At 45.0% G+C, this 21,389-nt stretch carries 17 protein-coding genes; 5 read left to right on the forward strand and 12 right to left on the reverse strand.

Annotated features, from left to right (window positions below; translation table 11 throughout):
- Nucleotides 1–783 carry an ABC transporter permease gene (locus tag PW252_RS09955; RefSeq protein ID WP_248049476.1) on the forward strand — a complete coding sequence of 261 codons (783 nt, stop codon included), beginning with the start codon at nucleotides 1–3 and terminating at the stop codon, nucleotides 781–783.
- Nucleotides 784–829: 46 nt separating this feature from the next.
- Here the strand turns inward: PW252_RS09955 and PW252_RS09960 are convergent, their stop codons facing one another.
- The 3 genes from PW252_RS09960 to PW252_RS09970 form a co-directional block, all read right to left on the reverse strand.
- Nucleotides 830–1,657, reverse strand: coding sequence for a Cof-type HAD-IIB family hydrolase (locus tag PW252_RS09960; protein WP_248049475.1), 828 nt, complete (start codon nucleotides 1,655–1,657; stop codon nucleotides 830–832).
- A gap of 10 nt (nucleotides 1,658–1,667) precedes the next feature.
- Nucleotides 1,668–2,933, reverse strand: coding sequence for a CapA family protein (locus tag PW252_RS09965; RefSeq protein ID WP_248049474.1), 1,266 nt, complete (start codon nucleotides 2,931–2,933; stop codon nucleotides 1,668–1,670).
- 240 nt (nucleotides 2,934–3,173) lie between these two features.
- Nucleotides 3,174–4,109 (reverse strand): dihydroorotate oxidase, encoded by a 936-nt coding sequence (locus tag PW252_RS09970; protein ID WP_248049472.1) that lies wholly within the window; start codon nucleotides 4,107–4,109, stop codon nucleotides 3,174–3,176.
- A 316-nt stretch (nucleotides 4,110–4,425) separates the two neighbouring features.
- On the opposite strand from PW252_RS09970, the gene gdhA reads away from it, so the two are divergent.
- Nucleotides 4,426–5,772 carry an NADP-specific glutamate dehydrogenase gene (gene gdhA / locus PW252_RS09975; RefSeq protein ID WP_248049471.1) on the forward strand — a complete coding sequence of 449 codons (1,347 nt, stop codon included), beginning with the start codon at nucleotides 4,426–4,428 and terminating at the stop codon, nucleotides 5,770–5,772.
- Between the two features lie 156 nt (nucleotides 5,773–5,928).
- On the opposite strand, the gene PW252_RS09980 is transcribed toward gdhA, so the two are convergent.
- The 6 genes from PW252_RS09980 to PW252_RS10005 form a co-directional block, all read right to left on the reverse strand.
- Nucleotides 5,929–7,782: a proline--tRNA ligase gene (locus tag PW252_RS09980; RefSeq protein ID WP_248049470.1), complete on the reverse strand. Its 1,854-nt coding sequence runs from the start codon at nucleotides 7,780–7,782 to the stop codon at nucleotides 5,929–5,931.
- A 483-nt stretch (nucleotides 7,783–8,265) separates the two neighbouring features.
- The gene (gene rseP, locus PW252_RS09985) at nucleotides 8,266–9,525 is read right to left on the reverse strand and encodes an RIP metalloprotease RseP (protein WP_248049469.1); all 1,260 of its coding nucleotides are present in this window, start codon (nucleotides 9,523–9,525) and stop codon (nucleotides 8,266–8,268) included.
- Between the two features lie 9 nt (nucleotides 9,526–9,534).
- Nucleotides 9,535–10,329, reverse strand: coding sequence for a phosphatidate cytidylyltransferase (locus PW252_RS09990; protein ID WP_248049495.1), 795 nt, complete (start codon nucleotides 10,327–10,329; stop codon nucleotides 9,535–9,537).
- Nucleotides 10,330–10,350: 21 nt separating this feature from the next.
- The gene (locus tag PW252_RS09995) at nucleotides 10,351–11,106 is read right to left on the reverse strand and encodes an isoprenyl transferase (protein WP_172090902.1); all 756 of its coding nucleotides are present in this window, start codon (nucleotides 11,104–11,106) and stop codon (nucleotides 10,351–10,353) included.
- 158 nt (nucleotides 11,107–11,264) lie between these two features.
- The gene (gene yajC / locus PW252_RS10000) at nucleotides 11,265–11,585 is read right to left on the reverse strand and encodes a preprotein translocase subunit YajC (protein WP_248049468.1); all 321 of its coding nucleotides are present in this window, start codon (nucleotides 11,583–11,585) and stop codon (nucleotides 11,265–11,267) included.
- Nucleotides 11,586–11,695: 110 nt separating this feature from the next.
- Nucleotides 11,696–12,988, reverse strand: coding sequence for an adenylosuccinate synthase (locus PW252_RS10005; protein WP_029187714.1), 1,293 nt, complete (start codon nucleotides 12,986–12,988; stop codon nucleotides 11,696–11,698).
- A 365-nt stretch (nucleotides 12,989–13,353) separates the two neighbouring features.
- Here PW252_RS10005 and gshAB point away from each other — a divergent pair, with 365 nt between their 5' ends.
- The 3 genes from gshAB to dusB all read left to right on the forward strand — a co-directional run bounded on the left by gshAB (nucleotide 13,354) and on the right by dusB (nucleotide 17,527).
- Entirely contained in the window at nucleotides 13,354–15,594 is a 2,241-nt protein-coding gene (gshAB, locus tag PW252_RS10010) for a bifunctional glutamate--cysteine ligase GshA/glutathione synthetase GshB (protein WP_248049467.1), read from the forward strand.
- Nucleotides 15,595–15,663: 69 nt separating this feature from the next.
- A complete protein-coding gene (gene hslO, locus PW252_RS10015) occupies nucleotides 15,664–16,530 on the forward strand; it encodes an Hsp33 family molecular chaperone HslO (RefSeq protein ID WP_248049466.1) in 867 nt (288 codons plus the stop codon).
- On the forward strand, nucleotides 16,523–17,527 hold the full coding sequence (gene dusB, locus PW252_RS10020; protein ID WP_248049465.1) for a tRNA dihydrouridine synthase DusB: 1,005 nt from the start codon (nucleotides 16,523–16,525) through the stop codon (nucleotides 17,525–17,527). Before hslO ends, dusB begins: the two co-directional genes overlap by 8 nt.
- A 95-nt stretch (nucleotides 17,528–17,622) precedes the next feature.
- On the opposite strand, the gene PW252_RS10025 is transcribed toward dusB, so the two are convergent.
- The 3 genes from PW252_RS10025 to PW252_RS10035 form a co-directional block, all read right to left on the reverse strand.
- Nucleotides 17,623–18,114, reverse strand: a complete 492-nt coding sequence (locus PW252_RS10025) for an adenylyltransferase/cytidyltransferase family protein (RefSeq protein ID WP_248049464.1) — start codon at nucleotides 18,112–18,114, stop codon at nucleotides 17,623–17,625.
- Nucleotides 18,115–18,209: 95 nt separating this feature from the next.
- Nucleotides 18,210–20,660 carry an ATP-dependent Clp protease ATP-binding subunit gene (locus PW252_RS10030; protein WP_248049463.1) on the reverse strand — a complete coding sequence of 817 codons (2,451 nt, stop codon included), beginning with the start codon at nucleotides 20,658–20,660 and terminating at the stop codon, nucleotides 18,210–18,212.
- Between the two features lie 3 nt (nucleotides 20,661–20,663).
- Nucleotides 20,664–21,122, reverse strand: a complete 459-nt coding sequence (locus tag PW252_RS10035; protein ID WP_172097756.1) for a CtsR family transcriptional regulator — start codon at nucleotides 21,120–21,122, stop codon at nucleotides 20,664–20,666.
- Nucleotides 21,123–21,389 lie beyond the last annotated feature (267 nt).

The raw sequence follows: 21,389 nt of genomic DNA on the forward strand, positions 1-21,389 counted from the left end.
ATGAAGAAATATATCAGCCTCTATCTATATAACATCAAGGTCTACATGATGGCCCAGATGTCCTTTCGGGTGGACTTCTTCATCGGGCTTTTCTCCTCTTTGATTGAACAAATTGTCTACCTGATTTTCCTCAATATTCTCTTTGGAAATATCAAGGAAATCGCTGGTTTTAACTACGGTCAAATGCTTTTTATCTATGGAATAGCGACCGTCGGACGCTCCATTCACCTGATATTCTTTGACAATCTCTGGATGTTTGGCAGTCGCTACATCCGACAAGGCGAATTTGAACGCCTCCTCCTCATGCCTGTCAATCCTCTTTTTCAGCTCATCTGTGAACGAATTCAACCTCAAGGAATCGGAACCACACTTATCGGCTCTATCGCTCTTGTACAAGCTTCCAGTGAACTAGGCTTAGAGTGGAGCTTGGGAAAACTGATGTTACTAATCTTTGTGGCCATTTGTATCGGCCTACTCTATGCCGTTATTCAACTTGGTCCAACTGCTCTAGCTTTTTGGATTGTAGAGTCTTTCCCTCTGACCATGGGGATTTTCTCCCTCAATCAAATGGCTCAGTATCCTCTCAACATCTATCCAAAACTCATTCAAATCCTGCTGATATTTGTTTTCCCCTACGCCTTTACCGCCTACTTCCCTGCTCTCTACTTCCTAGACTTGTCCATGTGGGGCCTGGCTCTACCACTGGTTGTAGTGGTCCTATTTTCCATCAATTATAAGCTCTTCCGCTATGGTATGACCAAGTTCACCAGTGTTGGAAATTAAAAAAGCTAGCATTCTCCATCCAGAGAATGCTAGTTTTTTTATATACCTATAAAACAAGTTCCTCAAGCACCTGTAACACACCTGCTTCCAAATGGCTAGGGGCTATGTATTTGGCAACTGCCTTGACCTTGTCTGTCGCATTTTCCATAGCATAGGAATAGCCAACATAGGCCAACAATTCGATATCATTATCCGAATCCCCAAAGGCCAGGACTTGATCTGGCGTGATTGCTAAATTCGTCAAAACCTGTTCCAAGCCCCATGCCTTATGAATACCCTGCGGTAGAATGTCAACGGAACCATAACCACTGGTTACAGCCACCAACTGACCGTGAAAAGCCTGATTAAACTCTTCCGTTATCTTATCTACCTGCGCTTCAGGAACCCAAAGACCAAGCCTATAAATAGGTTCAAAGGTTGGATAGGCACTGAGGTCATCTAGGTATTTTACCCGACTTTGAAAAGCTGCCATTTGTGCAGGGTCAATCGGTAAACCTGTACCTTCAAAAGGCATGCCTGCACCGGCCTGCATATAAATGTCCTTCTCCGTCGACAACATCAGGCAGACCTCTGCCCAACGGCCTTTGAAATAGTCTAAAACTGCTCTGATTTCTTCCTGCTGAATGCTTCGCCGAATGATGGTTTTGCCAGCTTGATAGACATGGGAACCATTATCTGCTACAAAAATCAAACGTTCTTCAAATCCTTTAAAGAGTTGAAGTAATCTACCTATTCCATTGCCACTGGCGATGACAAATGGGATGCCTTTCTCCTCTAGCTTATCCAAAATCCATGCAAAACGTTCCCTGTCAAAACTTCCCTGACCATCTAAGAAAGTCCCATCCATATCTGTTGCTACTAATCGAACTGTCATAGGTCACTCCTTACCAATTCAGATTTACAAAATCCTTCATTTCTTGATAGGCTAGATCCACACGCGCCTGGGTATATGGGTCCAGCTGTCCATAATACTGTCCACCTGCTATCCAATCTTGCAGAATATAGGTCTGATAAGCAAATTGCTCATAGCCTTCTGACGAGTAAGTCCCCTTAGACCAACGATTGACCCAGGTCGGATGGGCTTGAGCCGTTTGAATACTTGTTTGCCCATTCTCTTTCTGAATAGTAAGATCCATCAAGACACCTCTTTCTGTCCACTGGGCATTTGGAGTATCTTCCATACTTTCGATACGCTGATTGGATAGAAAATTCCCCATAGAATAGATAATCAATTTTCTCTGACCATCTTTCTCAAGAATTTCTGCCGGCTCTACCACATGGGGATGACCTCCCAAAACAATGTCAGCTCCCCAATCAATCATTTGATGGTAGATACTGGTCTGCTCCTCCGTTGGTTCCAACTGATATTCCACACCCGTCTGAGGCATGACAATAGTAATATCCGCCTCTTTTTCTGCTCGTTCAATCTCAGCCTGCATCTTTTCAAGATTAAAATCTGATAGGTAGCCATCATATTCTTCCTGACTAAGTAAGACTTCCAAGCCGTTGAAGCCATAGGCATAGGCCAAAACAGCTATACGGATACCATTGACCTCTCGGATATAGAGCGGCGCAGTTGAGCGATTGCCTTCGGCATAGACACCGACTGTATCCACACCAGCTTCTCTGAATGTATGGACCGTGGAAACCAGGCCAGACAGATGGGAGTCCAAGATATGATTGTGGGCCAAATCGACCAAATCATATCCTGCATCACGGATGTTACTAACCACGATACTGGGAGCATTGAAGAGCGGATAACCCGCCAGATCCATATCTGGAGAAATAGTCCCCTCAAAATCTGCTATGGCAAAATCAGCCTGCTCAATCCAAGGCTTGACATAGGTAAAGTTCTCAGAAAAATCATAGCTCCCATCTACTTGCTCTGCCCCACGAAGAATAGGCAAATGATAGAGCAAATCACCGTGGGCCATAATACGAGCGGTCCTTACCTCATTCTCTCTCTGACCTGTTTGACTAGTCTGACTAGCTTCGTCTTGTAATTGACTTACCGCGCTCGGTGCCAACAACTCCAAGAGTACAATAAGAGCCAACAAAAACAAGGCTAGGCAAGCAATTCCTATCAACTGCTTTTGACTTCTTGCTGAAGATACCCTCTTAGAACGGCTATAGGTTCTAGACCGTGACATCCAATCACCTCCATATCTTTACATTTATTATACGCCTTTCGCCCTCAAAAATCTATAGAAAAGGGAGTGGGAAAGAACTCGACTAGTTAAAAAAGAGTTCGTCTTCCCACCCCCGCACAGTTGATTAGGTCAGATTTGGAGTGTAAAATACGAACAAATCTGCCAATCAACCACTGCGCTGAGGTGTTGACACGAACTCTGAAAAGTGCTGCTAGGCTTGAGCCCAGCCTCCCATTCTTATTAGTCCATATAGCGCAACTTCCCACGAAAATCTTCGATTTTCTCATAGCCCTTCTCTGTCATGATAGCCTGCAATTCCTCAGTGATACGCTCAAAGGCAGCTAGCCCTTCCTTTTGAAGAGTTGTACCGATTTGGACCATGCTGGCGCCACAAAGGATATGTTCGAAGGCATCACGTCCCGTCAAAACGCCACCTGTTCCGATAATCTGAATTTCTGGTTTCAAACGCTGATAAAAGGCATGGACATTGGCCAAGGCAGTCGGTTTGATATATTCACCCCCGATGCCACCAAAACCATTTTTAGGCTTGATAACCACCTGCTCATCTTCAATATATAAGCCATTCCCAATAGAGTTGACACAATTGACAAACTTGAGTGGGAATTGATTGAAGATAGCTGCAGCCTGATCAAAGTGAACAATATCAAAGTAAGGCGGCAACTTGATACCCAGAGGCTTGGTGAAGTAGCTAAATACCTCATGCAAGATGGTTTCTGTCGTTTCGAAATCATAGGCAATCTGCGGCTTACCTGGTACATTTGGACAGGATAAATTTAGCTCAATTAATCCATTAAAGGCACTAGCTTCCACCCTTCTCAAAATCTCATGTGTTTCATCAGGCGACATGCCTACCAAGGACAAAACGAAGGTTCTATTTGGTTCAGTTTCCTGTAATTCTAGTAGATAATCCAAATAGTAAGCCAAGCCCTGATTTGGCAAGCCCATTGAGTTAATAGAACCAAGTGGCACATTCTGATAACGCGGTTCTGGATTGCCAGCTCGGTAGTCCAAGGTTGCTGTTTTGGTCACAAAGGTCCCCGCCGCAGAATTCTTGACGGCTTCCAATTCCTCCTTAGTCATACACCAAACCCCTGCCGCATTCATCAAGCAGTTGTCAAACGAAAATCCGCCTAGTCTTGTTGCTGTTGAAACCATGATTTCCTCCTAAGTAATTGCTCATTTTGACTGATTATATCACATCTTGGTATCCAACCCAATAGATTGCTGTCAATGTTCGGAATTTTTCCAACAATTTTCTTAATAGTGCATTTTTTACTTTACAAGAAAAAAATCGAGTGCTATAATAATTATCAGATAAATTAAATTGTCTGATAATTTAATCTAGACTTTCAGTTTGCTTTTAGTACTAGGCAACGAGCTGCAGACAGTACCGGAGTACGGCAAAGCGAGTTAACGAAGTAATAAAAGAAAAACTGGATGACTATAAATAAAAAAGAAATCAGGTGACCCAATGTCAAACGCAAAAGCTTATATCCAAGCCTCTTTTGAAGCAGTCAAAGCCCGCAACCCACATGAAACTGAGTTCCTTCAAGCTGTTGAAGAACTTTTCAACACTCTTGAGCCTGTAATTGAGGCTCACCCAGAGTACATTGAAGAAAATATCTTAGCTCGTATTATAGAACCTGAGCGTATCATCAGCTTCCGTGTACCATGGACTGACAAGGACGGTAAGGTACAGGTGAACCGCGGCTACCGTGTACAATACAACTCAGCAGTAGGTCCTTACAAGGGCGGTCTTCGCTTCCACCCAACTGTTAACCAATCTATCTTGAAGTTCCTCGGTTTTGAGCAAATCTTCAAAAACGTTTTAACTGGTCTCCCAATCGGCGGTGGCAAAGGTGGTTCAGACTTTGACCCTAAAGGCAAGACTGATGCTGAAATCATGCGTTTCTGCCAAAGCTTTATGACAGAATTGCAAAAACATATCGGTCCTTCTCTTGACGTTCCTGCCGGTGACATCGGTGTTGGTGGTCGCGAGATTGGTTATATGTACGGTCAATACAAGCGCCTTCGTCAGTTTGATGCAGGTGTCTTGACTGGTAAACCTCTTGGCTTCGGTGGTTCACTCATCCGCCCAGAAGCAACTGGTTACGGCTTGGTTTACTTCACTGACAATATGTTGGCTGCAAACGGTAAATCCTTCAAAGACCAAACTGTACTTATCTCAGGTTCTGGTAACGTAGCTCAATTTGCAGTACAAAAAGCCACTGAACTTGGAGCAAAAGTTATCTCTGTGTCTGATTCAAATGGTTACATCATTGACGAAACAGGTATCGATTTTGACCTTCTTTGCGACATCAAAAACAACCGTCGTGCTCGTTTGACAGAATATGCTGCTGAAAAAGCAACTGCTCAATACTTCGAAGGTTCTGTATGGAACTACGATGGAAAAGCTGATATTGCCCTTCCATGTGCAACTCAAAACGAAATCAGCGGTAAACAAGCTACTGCCCTCGTAAAAAATGGTGTTTACTGTGTTGCTGAAGGTGCCAATATGCCATCTGACCTTGACGCTATCAAAGTCTACAAAGAAAACGGCGTTCTATACGGTCTTGCAAAAGCAGCCAACGCTGGTGGTGTAGCTGTGTCTGCTCTTGAAATGAGCCAAAACAGCCTCCGCTTGTCATGGACTCGTGAGGAAGTGGACGGTCGCCTCAAGGACATCATGGCTAATATCTTCAACACAGCCAAAGAAACAGCTGAAAAATACAACCTTGGTACTGACTACCTTGCAGGTGCCAACATCGCAGCCTTCGAGCAAGTTGCTGACGCAATGATTGCTCAAGGATTAGTGTAAGGAAACCTTTAGTTTCCCTTACTATAATGAAAATGACTCCCAGATTGACGTGCCAATTTGGGAGTTTTTCTTTGCTCTGAAAATATATAAGTCCTGATCGATACAAGCAAAAACCTGCCCAAACTAAACTGGACAGGTTATCTGCTTAATTTACTATTACTTAGTCAAAATTTGTAAGGTTTCAAGCAGTTGATCCACGTGGACTTCAACCGTATCACCTGTACCTTTGATTTTCACTTCAACAATGCCGTCAGCAGCTTTCTTACCAACTGTCACACGGATTGGCAAACCAATTAAGTCACTGTCAGAGAATTTCACACCGACACGCTCATTACGATCATCTGTCAAGACTTCGTAGCCTGCGCCAACCAAGCTGGCTTCGATGGACTGGGTCAAGGCCATAGCTTCTTCGTCTTTTACGTTGACTGGGATTAGATGCACATCAAACGGAGCCAATTCTTTAGGGAAGTTGATCCCCCAAGCGTAACGGTATTCACCTTTTGGCGTCTTGTTAACAAAGAGGCGAGCGTGTTGCTCAAGAACGGCTGACAAGAGACGACTAACACCGATTCCGTAGCATCCCATGATAATCGGCATAGAACGACCATTTTCATCCAAGATGTTGGCATTCATGCTATCTGAATAACGAGTACCCAGCTTGAAGATGTGACCAATCTCGATACCACGGGCAAAGTTGAGAACCCCGTGTCCGTCTGGAGAAGGCTCACCTTCCTTGACTTCACGAATATCCACATACTCAGTCACTTGGAAATCACGACCTGCATTGGCACCTGTATAGTGGAAACCATCTTCGTTGGCACCGACTACAGCATTCTTCACATCTTGCACCTTGCGGTCTGCAATAATCTTGATATTTTCTGGTAAACCAACTGGTCCAAGAGAACCAAAGCCTGCACCGAAGATTTTTTCAGCATCCGCTGGGCTAGCAACATCAAAGAAATCTGCGCCAAGGTGGTTTTTCAACTTGACATCGTTGACCTGGTCATTGCCGACAAGGAGGGCAACAACAGGCTCGCCATCTGCCATAAAGAGCATGGTTTTGATGGTTTGCTCTTCAGCGACATTCAAGAAGGCAGCAACTTCGTCGATGGTTTTAGCATCTGGTGTAGCAACTTTAACCAAGTCTTCTTCGACGACAACTGCTGTACTTGGTTTATATTCACTAGTTGCCATTTCTAGGTTGGCAGCATAACCAGATTCGCTAGAGTAGGCGATGGTGTCTTCGCCAGACACAGACCAAGCCAAGAGTTCTTCCTTAATCGCTTCAAGAACATCCTCTGGAATTTCATCAAAAGAAGCAACCGACTTGTCCAAGACAACCCAACGGTCGAGGTCAGTACGGTCTGGGGTAATAGCCATAAATTCCTGGCTGTCCTTACCGCCCATGGCACCACCATCACCGATAATAGCTTTGAACTCCAAGCCTGCACGAGTGAAAATAGCCTCATAAGCTGCCTTGTAGTCGTCATAGGTCTGATCCAAACTCTCATAGCTGGCGTGGAAGCTGTAACCGTCTTTCATGATAAACTCACGACCACGGAGAAGCCCGTTACGAGGACGTTTTTCATCACGGTATTTTGGCTGGATTTGATAGATGTTGAGTGGCAACTGCTTGTAAGATTGCACTGCATCACGCGCCAATAGTGTCACCGTTTCTTCGTGGGTTGGACCCAAGATAAAGTCAGAACCCTCACGGTTTTTGAGCTTGTAGAGGTCGTCACCATAGGTTTCATAACGACCTGACTCACGCCATATATCCGCTGACAAGAGAGCTGGTGCCAAAAATTCAATAGCATCAATCTTATCAAACTCCTCACGCATGATTGTTTTTGCTTTTTCAATCACACGGTTAGCCAATGGCAAGTAGCTGTAAATACCAGCAGAAATCTGACGGACATAACCCGCACGTAACATCAAAGCGTGGCTAATCACCGACGCATCCGAAGGCATCTCCCGCAAAGTAGGGATAATCATTTTAGACTGTTTCATATTAAGATACGGAGGTCGTAAAAAAACGACTGAAAATTAGGAAACTGGCGCAATGTGCTTGCACATCAGTCAGTTTATCTATTTTCCGAGTTTTTAGACCGAGTTCAATTACGAACCTCCTTAATTCCTTTCATCGTTTGTTGGTCAGGAAGACACAGGTTTCAGCCTGTGTTCAATTCCTTTCGTAGTTTACTTGATTAGAAATCCAGAGGCGTAGCTCTCAATCTATTTTCCGAGTTTTTAGACCGAGTTCAATTACGAACCTCCTTAATTCCTTTCATCATTGGTTGTTAGGAAGACACAGGTTTCAGCCCGTGTTCAATTCCTTTCGTAGTTTACTTGATTAGAAATCACAGATATTGTTTTTCTAAACTCCTCGCTGACGCTCGAGTTCAAATCTGAAAACTCTCTGTTCCTTTCTTTTTCGTATTTTTCAGAACATCCTGCGTAAAGCACGCATTCAATTCCTTTCTTAGCGAGATTTTAGAAGAATACACGCATAATATCATTCCAAGTCACAACCAGCATGAGGACGACCATAATAGCAACTCCTGCCAGAGTGATATAGGATTCTGTTTCTGGTTTGAGCGGTTTTCTGCGAATGCCTTCTAGAATGTTCATGACAATCTTACCACCGTCCAAGGCTGGAATAGGGATAAGGTTAAAAATACCAATATTGATCGACAGCATAGCCATCAGGTTAAAGACTGAGAACCAGCCATTTGCAGCAGCTTGATTGCTGACAGAATAAATAGCGACAGGTCCTCCCAACTGCTTGACATCAAAGTTGGCAATCAAGTTCTTCAAGGCAGTCACAACAATAAGGGCTGTCCCACCTGCTTGCTGGAAACCACCAACAATCTTATCAAAGAAACCTGTTTTTAGAATGGGTGAAACGCCAATTCGGTAACTATCCTCAGCCTTTTCAGCGGTCACTGTGATTGTTTTTTCAGCTCCTTCATGCTCTACGACCAACTCAAAACTTGGAGCTGTAGTAGCTTCTGAAGCTGCCTGGCTGATGATGTCAGCAATCTCTGTGTAATTGTCCGTTGCTTGACCATTGATAGACAAAATCTTATCACCAGTCACTAGACCAGCTGCCTGTAAAGCGCCGCCGTCTGTAATACGGACTGCATTACTTGTTGGATCTGCAACACCACCCTGAGCAAAGACAAGCATGATGAAAATAAAGGTACCTAGAATAAAGTTATTCATAGGACCAGCAAAGTTGGTTATCAACTTCCCCCAGACAGTCGCATTTTGATATTGAACATCCAGCGGAGCAATCCGAACTTCCGTTCCATCTTCCTCTACAATCGTAGCATCGTGGTCAACCTTGTAAGTCTTGTTTTCATCTAACACCAAGCCTGTGATTTCTAGTTTTTCCTCAAAATCAAAACCGGTCACGTTCATAGGTAAACTCAGATTATCAAGTTGTTTGCCGGAAAGATTGATACGAGTAACAACCCCATCTGCATTCAAGGTCAGGCTAGCTGGCGTCCCCGTCTTAATTTCTGTCTTATCTTCTCCCCAACCAGCCATACGAACATAGCCACCGAGCGGAAGGATACGAATAGTATAAGCCGTCCCATCTTTACCAATGTGAGCAAAGATTTTAGGACCCATACCAATAGCAAATTCTCTGACAAGGATTCCCGATTTTTTGGCAAAGTAGAAATGCCCAAATTCATGAACAACCACAATCACACCAAATATAAAGATAAAGGCTAAAATTCCCTTCATAGTCCCTCCTTAAAACAATCCAAAGAAGTGCATGATAGGAAAGACAAAGATCATACCATCAAAGCGGTCTAAAATACCACCATGACCTGGAATCAGATTGCCAGAATCCTTAACACCAAAGTGGCGCTTAATAGCACTTTCTACTAAATCACCAAATTGAACAAAAGCAGAGAAGATGACCACCAATACCAACATCAAGAAGAAGGGATAACCTGCTCGAAGACTTTTATCAACCAATAAGAAAATAATCGACAAGACGAGAGCGGAGCCAATCCCACCAAAAAATCCTTCCACCGTCTTATTGGGTGATACTTTTGGTAATAACTTTCTTCGACCAAATTGGCGACCAACCAGATAAGCCCCAATATCCGTTGCCCATACAATACAAAGTGCAAAGAACACCTTATTCAAGCCATCCGTCCGTGCCAACAGCAAATTATGAAAACCAATCCCTACATAAAAACTAGATGCAATCGGAAAAACCACATCCGAGTAGTTGTACTCTCCCAAATTAAAAACGGTCGTTCCGAGAAGAAGGAATACGACAATGGCATAAGCTGTGTAGTTGCCGTCAGTTGGTAAAAAAGTCAGGTAATTCTGCAAGGGCAAGGTCAAAACCAAACTTGCCAACATGGCCAAAGTCCCCTCAATAGAGTAGGGAGTTAAACCGTGCATCTTAATCAATTCAGCCGTAGCAATCATCGCTAATAGGCCTACGAAGAAATGAAAGGCAGTTCCTCCTAGCAATAAAAAGGGAAGGAAGACCGCAAAAGCAATCCCTCCAAATACCACTCGTTTCTGCAAATCGTTTGTCATAACCTCTCCTTACACGCCACCAAAACGCCTGTGGCGACGGTTGTATTCTTTAATAGCTAATTTCAGTGCCTCACCATCAAAATCTGGCCAGGCAACATCTGTAAAATACAGCTCACTATAGGCTGTCTGCCAAGGCAAGAAATTACTCAAGCGCAATTCTCCACTGGTCCGAATAACCAAATCAGGATCACGAAGAGCAGGCGATAGACTTCCAGTATAGAGATAATCTGCAATCAGCTTCTCATCAATATCCCCTGGATTAAACTTGGCATCCAAGACATCTTGTGCAATGGCCTTTATTGCTCGGGTCACTTCATCACGCCCACCATAGTTCAGGGCAAAATTCAAAATCAAACCCGTATTATTCTTGGTTTTTTGCTCTGCCTTGTACAAGGCATTCAAAGTAGCCTCTGGAAGCTTAGAATGATCCCCAATCATCTGGATTTTAACATTATTGGCATGAAGTTCTGGAACATATTTATCATAAAACTCCACAGGCAAGTTCATGATAAACTTCACTTCTTTCTCTGGTCTGGACCAATTTTCTGTTGAAAAAGCATAGACCGTCAAGACTTTCACACCCAAATCTGCTGCTGTCTTGGTCACTTTTTGAAGGGCATCCATTCCAGCCTTGTGCCCCATAATCCGAGGTTGCATCCGCTTCTTGGCCCAGCGACCATTGCCATCCATGATGACCGCTATATGCTTGGGTACCTCAATAGCTGTTTCAATGCTTTCCTTCTTTTTAAATTGAAATTTGAACATGGTAGTTTCCTTAAGATATTATTTACTCTATTTTCTCCGTCATACTGACAAAAAATAAGGATATAATCAGCCTATTATACCATATTTATAGGGATTTAAGCAAAAATCAGCTAGCACAGTCAAGCAAAAAACCGAGGGTCCCCTCGGCTTTCAATCATCTATTCTTCAATAGCTGTTTCTGTTTTTTCTTGACTTGCTTCTTCCACGATAGCTGAAGCTACCGGAGCCCCGGCTACACGGTTGCGAATAGCCCCACGTTCAAAGGTCAGGTAAACCCCATCCACGTCCAAGACAACCTTCTTCTCGTCGATTTCATCAACAATACCAAACAGACCACCAATAGTAACAATCTCATCACCTTTTTTAATTTGGCTGAGTGCATCTTGGCGCTGTTTTTGTTGTTTGCGCTGGCTATAGAACATAAAACCAATCATAGCAAGCATCAAAACAGGAAATAACAATCCTTGTAAATCTGGCATTTTTTTACCTCTTCTTTTAGTTTATGAACATCATTATACCAAATTCCAGCCTAGAAAGCAAAATTCGGTCGCGCAAAAAAGACCGAACTCCCGTTCAGCCTTTATCCATCTTATTTCGAACTCCACACACTCTCAAGGATGTTGGTCTGTTCACGACCTGGTCCGACTGAGAAGGTTGAGATACGTACGCCGACCAATTCGCTGATACGACGAACATAGTTGCGAGCCGCTTCTGGCAATTCATCCAAGCTACGCACACCTGTGATGTCTTCAGACCAACCTGGCATTTCTTCGTAGATTGGTTTGCAGCGTTTGAGCTGTTCCAAGCTTGCTGGGTAGTGGTCAATACGCTCACCATCCAAATCGTAAGCCACGCAGATTTTCAAAGTTTCAAGACCTGACAAGACATCAATCGAGTTGAGGGACAAGTTGGTAATACCTGACACACGGCGGCTATGGCGCATGACAACAGAGTCAAACCAACCGACACGGCGTGGACGGCCTGTTGTCGTGCCGTATTCTTTACCGATTTCACGGATACGGTCTCCGATTTCATCGTGCAATTCAGTTGGGAATGGTCCGTCACCAACACGGCTAGTGTAGGCTTTACATACACCAACAACCTTGTCAATCTTGCTTGGGCCGACACCGCTACCTATCGTCACACCACCAGCAACAGGGTTCGAAGAAGTAACGAATGGATAGGTACCTTGGTCAATATCCAACATAACCCCTTGGGCACCTTCAAACAAGACACGTTTGCCTTGGTCGAGGGCATCGTTCAAGATAACAGAGGTATCTGTTACATATTTTTTAATTTCTTGACCGTAAGCGTAGTATTCTTCAAAAATTTCATCAAACTCGATTGGCGTTGACTCATACATTTTCTCAAACAAACGGTTTTTCTCAGCCAAGTTTGTTTTCAAACGCTCTGCAAAAATCTCCTTGTCCAAGAGGTCTGCGATACGGATACCAACACGCGCTGCCTTGTCCATGTAAGCAGGACCGATACCCTTGTTGGTTGTACCAATCTTGTTCTCACCTTTGGATTCTTCCTGCAACTGGTCCAATTTGATGTGATAAGGCAAGATGACATGTGCGCGGTCTGAAATACGCAAATTATCTGTCGTCACACCTGAATCATGGAGGTAGTTGATTTCCTTCACCAAAGATTTTGGATTGACAACTACGCCATTTCCGATAACCGAAATCTTTTCTGGGAAGAAAATTCCAGACGGAATCAAGTGCAACTTATACTTGGTACCGTCGATAACGATAGTATGTCCTGCATTATCTCCACCTTGATAGCGCGCGATTACTTCAGCATTAGCAGACAAGAAGTCTGTAATTTTACCCTTACCTTCGTCGCCCCATTGGGTTCCTACAACAACTACTGATGTCATATTCACTCTTTCTCTGAACTGGCTGACCAGTCCAGCCTTTCTTCTACTTCTGGCAGGAATCTCACCTGCAAGTTTCGTTTTACACACTATTCTATCAAAAAACGAACATTTTTTCAAGAAATTCCAATATCTTCGTTTATATCGGATGTTATTTACTGTTTCATTGCTTTTAGTCTCAAAAAATACGAACAAATGATTATCCCAAACATTTTTAAAGTTGTTTTTGACAGGAATTTCCGAAGCCTCTCAATCCTTTCCTTTTACCAACTTCATTTTTTCCTTCAAAACGTAGCAGAAATTTGTATTTGTTTTATAAACTAGATAAAATTGGTGTAAGACACTATCAGAAATTGGACGGATTGCATATGTTACAGAAATTATCCCCAAATAGTCCCATCCTCCAAGCCACCTTTGGTTTGGAACGGGAATCCTTACGAATAAATAGCGACAACCGCGTGGCTCAGACACCACATCCTGAAAAACTGGGCTCACGCAGTTTTCACCCCTATATTCAGACCGATTACAGCGAGCCACAACTAGAACTGATTACACCAGTGGCTCATTCGACCAAGGAAGCCCGTCGTTTCCTCGGAGCCATCACGGATGTAGCGGTGCGGTCTATGGAAAAAACGGAATACCTATGGCCCCTGTCCATGCCACCTGTGATTTCAGCGGATGAAATTCAGATTGCTCAGCTGGAAAGTGACTATGAGTATCAGTACCGTGTTGGTTTGGCAGAACGCTATGGTAAGTTGCTCCAGTCTATGTCAGGCATCCACTACAACTTCGAGCTCGGCAAGGACCTGACCCAGCAACTCTTTGAAGTGAGCGATTACGACGACCTCATCACCTTCAAAAACGCCCTCTATCTCAAGCTGGCTCAGAATTTCCTACGCTACCGCTGGCTCTTGACCTACCTCTACGGAGTTAGCAGTCTGGCAGAAAAAGGATTTTTGACAGAGGAAATTGGCTGCGTGCGGTCCATTCGCAATTCCAACTACGGCTATGTCAACGCCCCTGATGTCCACATCTCCTTCTCTTCTTTGGAGCAATATGTGACCGACATCGAGCAGGCGGTTGCTAGCGGTCAGCTGTCTGCCGAAAAGGAATTTTACTCTGCGGTTCGCCTCCGCGGTGCCAAGACCAGCCGGGACTTCTTGACCAAGGGCATTACCTACTTGGAGTTCCGCAACTTCGACCTCAACCCCTTCGAGACTCTGGCCATTAGCCAAGAGACACTTGACACCACCCACCTCTTTGCCCTAGCACTACTCTGGCTTGATGACATGGAGCAGGTTGACAAGGAATTGGCCCAGGCAGCAGACCTCAACAACCGCATCGCCCTCAGTCATCCACACACACCTCTACCAGCAGAGGCAGACGCCAACCCTATCCTGACTGCCATGAAGTCTATCGTTCAGCATTTCGGACTGGATGATTACTACAGTCAGCTCATTGCTCAGGTAGAGGTAGCCCTTCAAGACCCTCGTCTGACCCTTTCTGGAAAAATAGCAGAGCAGGTTGAAGACGGGTCTTTGGAACACTTTGGCCAGCAGCAAGGTCGACTCTTTCATGACTATGCTTGGACAGCTCCATACGCCCTCAAGGGCTATGAAAACATGGAACTCTCCACCCAGATGATTCTCTTTGACGCCATTCAGCTGGGCTTGCATGTCGAGATTTTGGATGAAGAAGACCAGTTTCTCAAACTCTGGCATGGTGACCATGTCGAGTACATCAAAAATGGCAACATGACCTCCAAGGACAACTACGTCATTCCTCTAGCCATGGCTAACAAGGTCGTGACCAAGAAGATACTGAACCAGGCTGGTTTTCCAGTGCCTGCGGGAGCTGAATTTTCTAACAAGGAAGAGGCCCTGCGGTATTATGGACAGGTAGCCAGCTCTGCTATTGTTGTCAAACCAAAATCCACCAACTTCGGCCTAGGCATCTCTATCTTCAAAGAGCCAGCCAGCCAAGCAGACTATGAAAAAGCTCTGGACATCGCCTTTTCGGAAGACAATCATGTGCTGGTGGAGGAGTTCGTAGCGGGAACTGAGTACCGCTTCTTCATCTTGGACGGCAAGTGCGAGGCTGTCCTGCTCCGCGTCGCAGCCAATGTCGTAGGGGATGGGCAGTCAACCATCCGTGAATTAGTAGAACAAAAAAACCAAGATCCCCTGCGGGGCCGTGACCACCGTTCACCGCTTGAAATCATTAACTTGGGCGACATCGAACTGCTCATGTTGGAACAACAGGGCTACACACCTGACACCATCTTGCCTGAGGGCGTTCAAACCTTTCTGCGTGGCAATTCCAATATCTCAACGGGTGGTGACTCCATCGATATGACCGACCAGATGGGCCAGTCCTACAAGCAACTGGCCGCCGATATGGCAACTGCTATGGGAGCTTGGGCCTGCGGGGTAGATTTGATTATCCCCAACCGCACCAAGCCAGCCAGCAAGGAAGATCCAAACTGCACCTGTATCGAGCTTAATTTCAACCCAGCCATGTACCTGCATACCTATACCTACGCAGGACCTGGACAGAGTATTACACCGAAGATATTGCGGAAGTTGTTTCCTCAACTGAAAACTGGCTAGTCATAGTCAGTTTTTTTCTTTCGGTCACTCCCTTTCCCCATTTTCCCCACTTGTGCTATAATAATCCTTATGGATAAAATTATTAAAACACTATCAAAAAGCGGGCATTTCCGTGCCTTTGTGCTAGACAGCACAGAAACCGTAAAAACGGCTCAAGAAAAACACGACACTATGGCGTCATCCACCGTTGCTCTGGGGCGCACCCTCATTGCCAATCAGATCTTGGCTGCCAATGAAAAAGGCGACACCAAGATTACCCTGAAAATCTTAGCTAGCGGTGCTGTTGGGGCTATCATTTCCGTTGCCAATACCAAAGGGCAGGTCAAGGGCTACATTCAAAATCCAGACTTGGACTACAAACGGACAGCGACTGGTGACGTCATCGTTGGACCTCTTGTGGGCAATGGCCAATTCCTAGTCATCACAGACTACGGAACAGGCCACCCTTACAACTCCATGACTCCCTTGATTTCTGGTGAAATCGGTGAAGACTTTGCTTATTTCTTAACAGACAGCCAGCAGACACCTTCTGCGGTCGGACTGAATGTCTTGTTGGACGAAGAAGACAAGGTCAAGGTAGCTGGCGGATTCTTGCTGCAAGTTTTACCAGGTGCGACTGAGGCTGAAATTGCTCGCTTCGAAAAACGCATCCAAGAAATGCCTGCCATTTCGAGTTTGCTGGCTTCTGAAAACCATATAGAAGCTCTGCTATCCGCCATTTATGGCGACGACGACTTCAAACGCCTGTCAGAAGAAGAAATCGGTTTTGTCTGCGACTGCTCTAAAGACCGCTTCCTCGATGCTCTGGCCAGCCTGCCAAAAGCGGATCTGCAAGAGATGAAAGAGGAAGACAAGGGCGTGGACATCACCTGTCAATTCTGCCAGACCCATTACCACTTTGACGAAAACGATTTGGAGGAACTCATCAATGGCTAATCTCAATACCCCTTTCATGATTGGTGATGTGGAAATCCCCAATCGCTGCGTGCTGGCGCCAATGGCTGGCGTGACCAACTCGGCCTTCCGTACCATTGCCAAAGAAATGGGCGCAGGTCTGGTCGTTATGGAAATGATTTCTGAAAAAGGCCTTCTCTACAACAACGAGAAGACCCTCCACATGCTCCATATTGACGACAACGAATACCCTATGTCCATCCAGCTTTTCGGTGGCGACGCTGAAGGACTGAAACGGGCTGCCGACTTCATCCAGAAGAACACCAAAGCTAATATCGTAGATATCAACATGGGTTGCCCTGTCAACAAGGTCATCAAGAACGAGGCTGGTGCCAAGTGGCTCAAGGACCCTGACAAGATCTACCACATCATCAAGGAAGTGACCTCGGTCCTCGATATTCCCCTGACCGTTAAGATGCGGACCGGTTGGAACAATACCGACCTGGCGGTCGAAAATGCCCTGGCCGCAGAAAGTGGCGGTGTGGCTGCCCTGGCCATGCACGGACGGACCCGCGAGCAGATGTACACAGGAACCGTAGACCTGGAAACCTTAACCAAGGTGGCTGGCAGCCTGACCAAGATTCCCTTCATCGCAAACGGCGACATCCGCAATGTCGAAGATGCCCGCCATCGAATTGAGGAAGTCGGAGCCGATGCTGTCATGGTCGGCCGGACTGCTATGGGAAATCCTTATATCTTCAACCAAATCAACCACTATCTTGAAACAGGAGAAATCCTGCCCGACCTCTCCTTCGATGACAAACTCAATGTCGCCTTCGACCACCTGACCCGATTGACCAATCTCAAGGGCGAGTCAGTTGCCGTCCGCGAATTCCGTGGTCTTGCTCCCCACTATCTCCGTGGTTCAGCAGGGGCTGCCAAGATCCGTGGAGCCGTTGCCAAGGCAGAAACCATTGAGCAGGTCCAAGAACTATTTGACCAGGCACGAGAAGCCTATCAAGAACGGATTGCTAAATAAGATAAACTGGCAGGTTAAAACTCGCTAACAATGAAACAGAAAAACGCATAAAACCAAGGTTATGACCTGGTTTTATGCGTTTTTTCTATACTGTTTTACATGCTTTCCTTTCCAAAAAAGGCCAGAAAGGCAGGGGCAATGTAATCATGGTATTGTTGAGGATGTTCACGAATGAGGGTAGCTGAAATACCAAATTTTCTAGGACTATAATAGGCTTGATAACCTCGCCTATGCAGTTCCTGAGCGTATTCTTCCTCGGATACATAGAAGACTGGCACTTGATTTTCAGACAAGTCCAACAAAGCAAGCAAGCGGTCTAACCAAAGATCCCAACCATCTGGATAGGCTGGCAAGTCGGTTTCATCAAGCGCATAAACTCTCACCAAATCATCTTTCTTAAACTGCTCCTGAGCAAATTGAAAACGTTTGGCCAGGTCTAAACCTATCCTATCCCCACGATCCTTGTCATATCCTGAAACCACCACACAAACCTGACCACAAGCCAACTTTGCTCGTTCAATCAAATCCAAATGCCCCTTATGCATGGGAGCAAAGGTTCCGAAAACGACTGCTACGGTTTGTTTCATAACTTACCTTTCACATCCGAAAACTATATGATTGCGGCAGATAAACTCCTCACAATCTGCTTCTAAAAGCAGTCTTAGTTCTAGCATTTTTCCACCTATTTGACCACATCAAACTTGAGCTCTTCGCCCTTAACCCCAATCTTCAAGGTTGAACCAGTTGGTAACTCCCCACGGAGCAACATCTCTGCCAAAGGATCTTCCAATTTGGTTTGTAAGAGTCTGCGAAGTGGGCGAGCCCCCATTTCTGGGTCATACCCTTGTTTAGCCAGTAACTTAAGGGCGGACGTTTGCAGTTTAAGGTTAATTCCTTTCTCAGCTGTTACAGCTAACAACGGTTTAACCATAACCTTGACAACATCCTGCATATGAGTTTCCGTCAAGCTATGGAAGACAACTTTCTCGTCAATACGGTTGATAAATTCTGGACGATAGGCTTTTTTCAATTCCTCAAAAATGCGCTTCTCCACTTCCTTGTGGTCCTTAGATAAATCAAGGGCACCAAAACCAACTGTCTTATCATCACGAAGGGCTGTTGCTCCAAGGTTTGACGTCATGATAATAATAGTATTTGAGAAATCAACCTTACGTCCCTTACTGTCCGTCAGAACACCATCATCTAAGACCTGCAAGAGCACATTGAAAATATCTGGATGGGCTTTCTCAACCTCGTCAAAGAGTAGAACAGAGTAAGGTTTGTTGCGGACTTTCTCCGTCAATTCGCCACCTTCTTCATAGCCCACATAGCCCGGAGGAGCACCATTTAGACGGCTGGCTGCGAATTTCTCCATGTATTCAGACATGTCAAAACGGATAAGGGCTGATTCGTCATCAAAGAGGACTTCTGCCAAGGCCTTAGCTAGCTCCGTTTTACCGACACCAGTTGGACCCAGGAACATGAAGGAACCAATCGGTCTGCGACCTGTTCGAATACCTGACTGATTACGACGAATAGCTCTGCTGACTGCAGAAATGGCTTCTTCCTGCCCAATCACACGCTTGTGCAATTCTGCTTCCAGATTCAGATACTTCTTGGCATCTGACTGGCTGAGCTTGGTCACTGGAATACCAGACAGACGACTGAGGGTTTCTAAGATATCTTCTTCCGTTACTTCTATATCATAGATTTGACTAGCTTTGGTTGCTTCCTTAGCCTCAAGCAATAGCTTACTCACGGTTTTATATTTTTTAGCCATCAGTGCCTTATCAATACTTGTCAAACCAGTTTCTAAGACTTGGCCTTTTATACGATTTTGCACGGTTGCACTGGCTTCATCTAGCAAGTCGATTGCTGAATCTGGCAGGTTTTTACTGGTCAAATACCGCTTAGCGTAGGTTACGGCAGTCTCAACAGCTGCATTTCCAATACGGACCCTATGGTATTTCTCAAAAGTCCCTTTTAGACCAGACAAAATGGCAATGCTATCTTCCACAGTCGGCTCTTCAATCATCACTTTGGCAAAACGACGTACCAAGGCCGCATCTTTTTCGATATGCTTTTGGTACTCATCTTGGGTCGTCGCCCCAACTGTCCGAAGAGTTCCGCGAGCCAGGGCTGGCTTGAGGATATTGGCCGCATCCAGGGTCGAATCAATCCCTGAACCAGACCCCATAATCGTGTGCAGCTCATCGATGAAGAGTATCACCTGACCATCTTCTTCGATGTCATTGATGATATTGTTCATCCGCTCTTCGAAGTCACCACGGAAACGAGTTCCTGCAATTACATTCATCAAATCAAGTTCTAGTACTCGCATCTTAGATAGGCTAACAGGCACATCACCTGAAGCGACACGTTGAGCCAAGCCCAAAGCAAGAGCCGTTTTTCCGACACCCGCATCACCGACTAGGACAGGATTATTTTTTGTTTTTCGGGACAAGATTTGAATCATACGTGAAATTTCAGCATCCCGGCCAATAACAGGTTCCATCTTTCCTTCTCGGGCTAGTGCAGTCAAATCACGGGTATAGTCTTCTAGTCCACCCGTTTGGGGACCAGGAGGCATCCCCATCATCTGTCCCGCATTGGCTGGCTTGGCTTTTCCACCCTTCATCAAGCCACGAACAGCCTTCATATCTTCCTTGGTAAATCCTGCACGTTTTTCTAAGCTTTTGCGCAAATCTACAAAACGAATCTTGTCATCGGAATCTTCCAAATGAAAACCGACCTTGTCCAAAATCAGACTGGCAGTCGAACGTCTGTTCAGCAACATGGCTAGGAAAAGATGTTCCGTTCCCAACTCCTTGGCCTTGACCACTTCCGCAATCTTTTTTGCCAAACTAGCTGTTTCATCCAAACGTTTAGAAGACGGCAAGATACGGAAGTTCTCCAAGTCTTCACGATAGACCTTATCTGTCACAACAAAGGTCGCATGCTCATAATCAGAAATAGAAACTGGATACTCTGCTAAAACAGCTCCAGCAACCGTATCATGATTGATGACAAAGGACAGGAGAATATGCCAGGTTTCTAAATACTCACAGGCATAACGCTGGGCAACCAACTGAGCGTCTTCAAATACCCTTTGTAAACCAGTTGAAATCTTCATGAATTAATCCTCTTTCCTATCTAAACGTCGTAAAATTTGACGCATCATTCGAGCACGAATGCTTGATGCATCCTTACCCAATACCTCATCAGAACCAGTTGCCAGAAAAAGATTTCCCTCTCTTTCTGTCATTAAACCCTCATCAAATAGCAACTGCAGAATATCTGCATAGACCGTCGCAGACAGTTGCTCGCCCATATTGTTTAATAAATCATGGACTAGTTCATGCTTGTCTGAAAAGGTGATCCGACCAATGCGGATGTAGCCACCGCCACCTCGTTTGCTTTCCACGATATAGCCACGACTGGCTGTAAATCGTGTCTTGATGACATAATTTATCTGGCTGGGAACCACCTCAAACCGACTGGCTAATTCGCTCCGGCGCAATTCTGCCACGCTGACTTGCTCTAGGATGGCTTTGATATGCTCTTCGATATAATCAGATGTATTTTTCATCGCCATAGTATCGCCTCTTTCTTTGACTATCTTTGACCATTATACTATTTTTGTTTACATTTTGAAAGCGAAAGCCTCACTTCCACACAAATGTAGCTAATTTTTGAAATCTGCTCTGCTTTATCCTATAATAAAAGAAAAAAACAGAAAGGACTAGGGCTGCCGTATTTGGTTGAACTGAGTACGTGCTATGGACTGAGCCAAAAAGATAAACGAGAACTAGTCGTCTTTTCGCTTCCTATTTTGTCTGTGTCCACTTAAGGCCCTTTATAT

It is taken from the genome of Streptococcus sp. 29887, assembly GCF_032595075.1.
In the GTDB taxonomy this organism is placed as follows: domain Bacteria; phylum Bacillota; class Bacilli; order Lactobacillales; family Streptococcaceae; genus Streptococcus; species Streptococcus iners.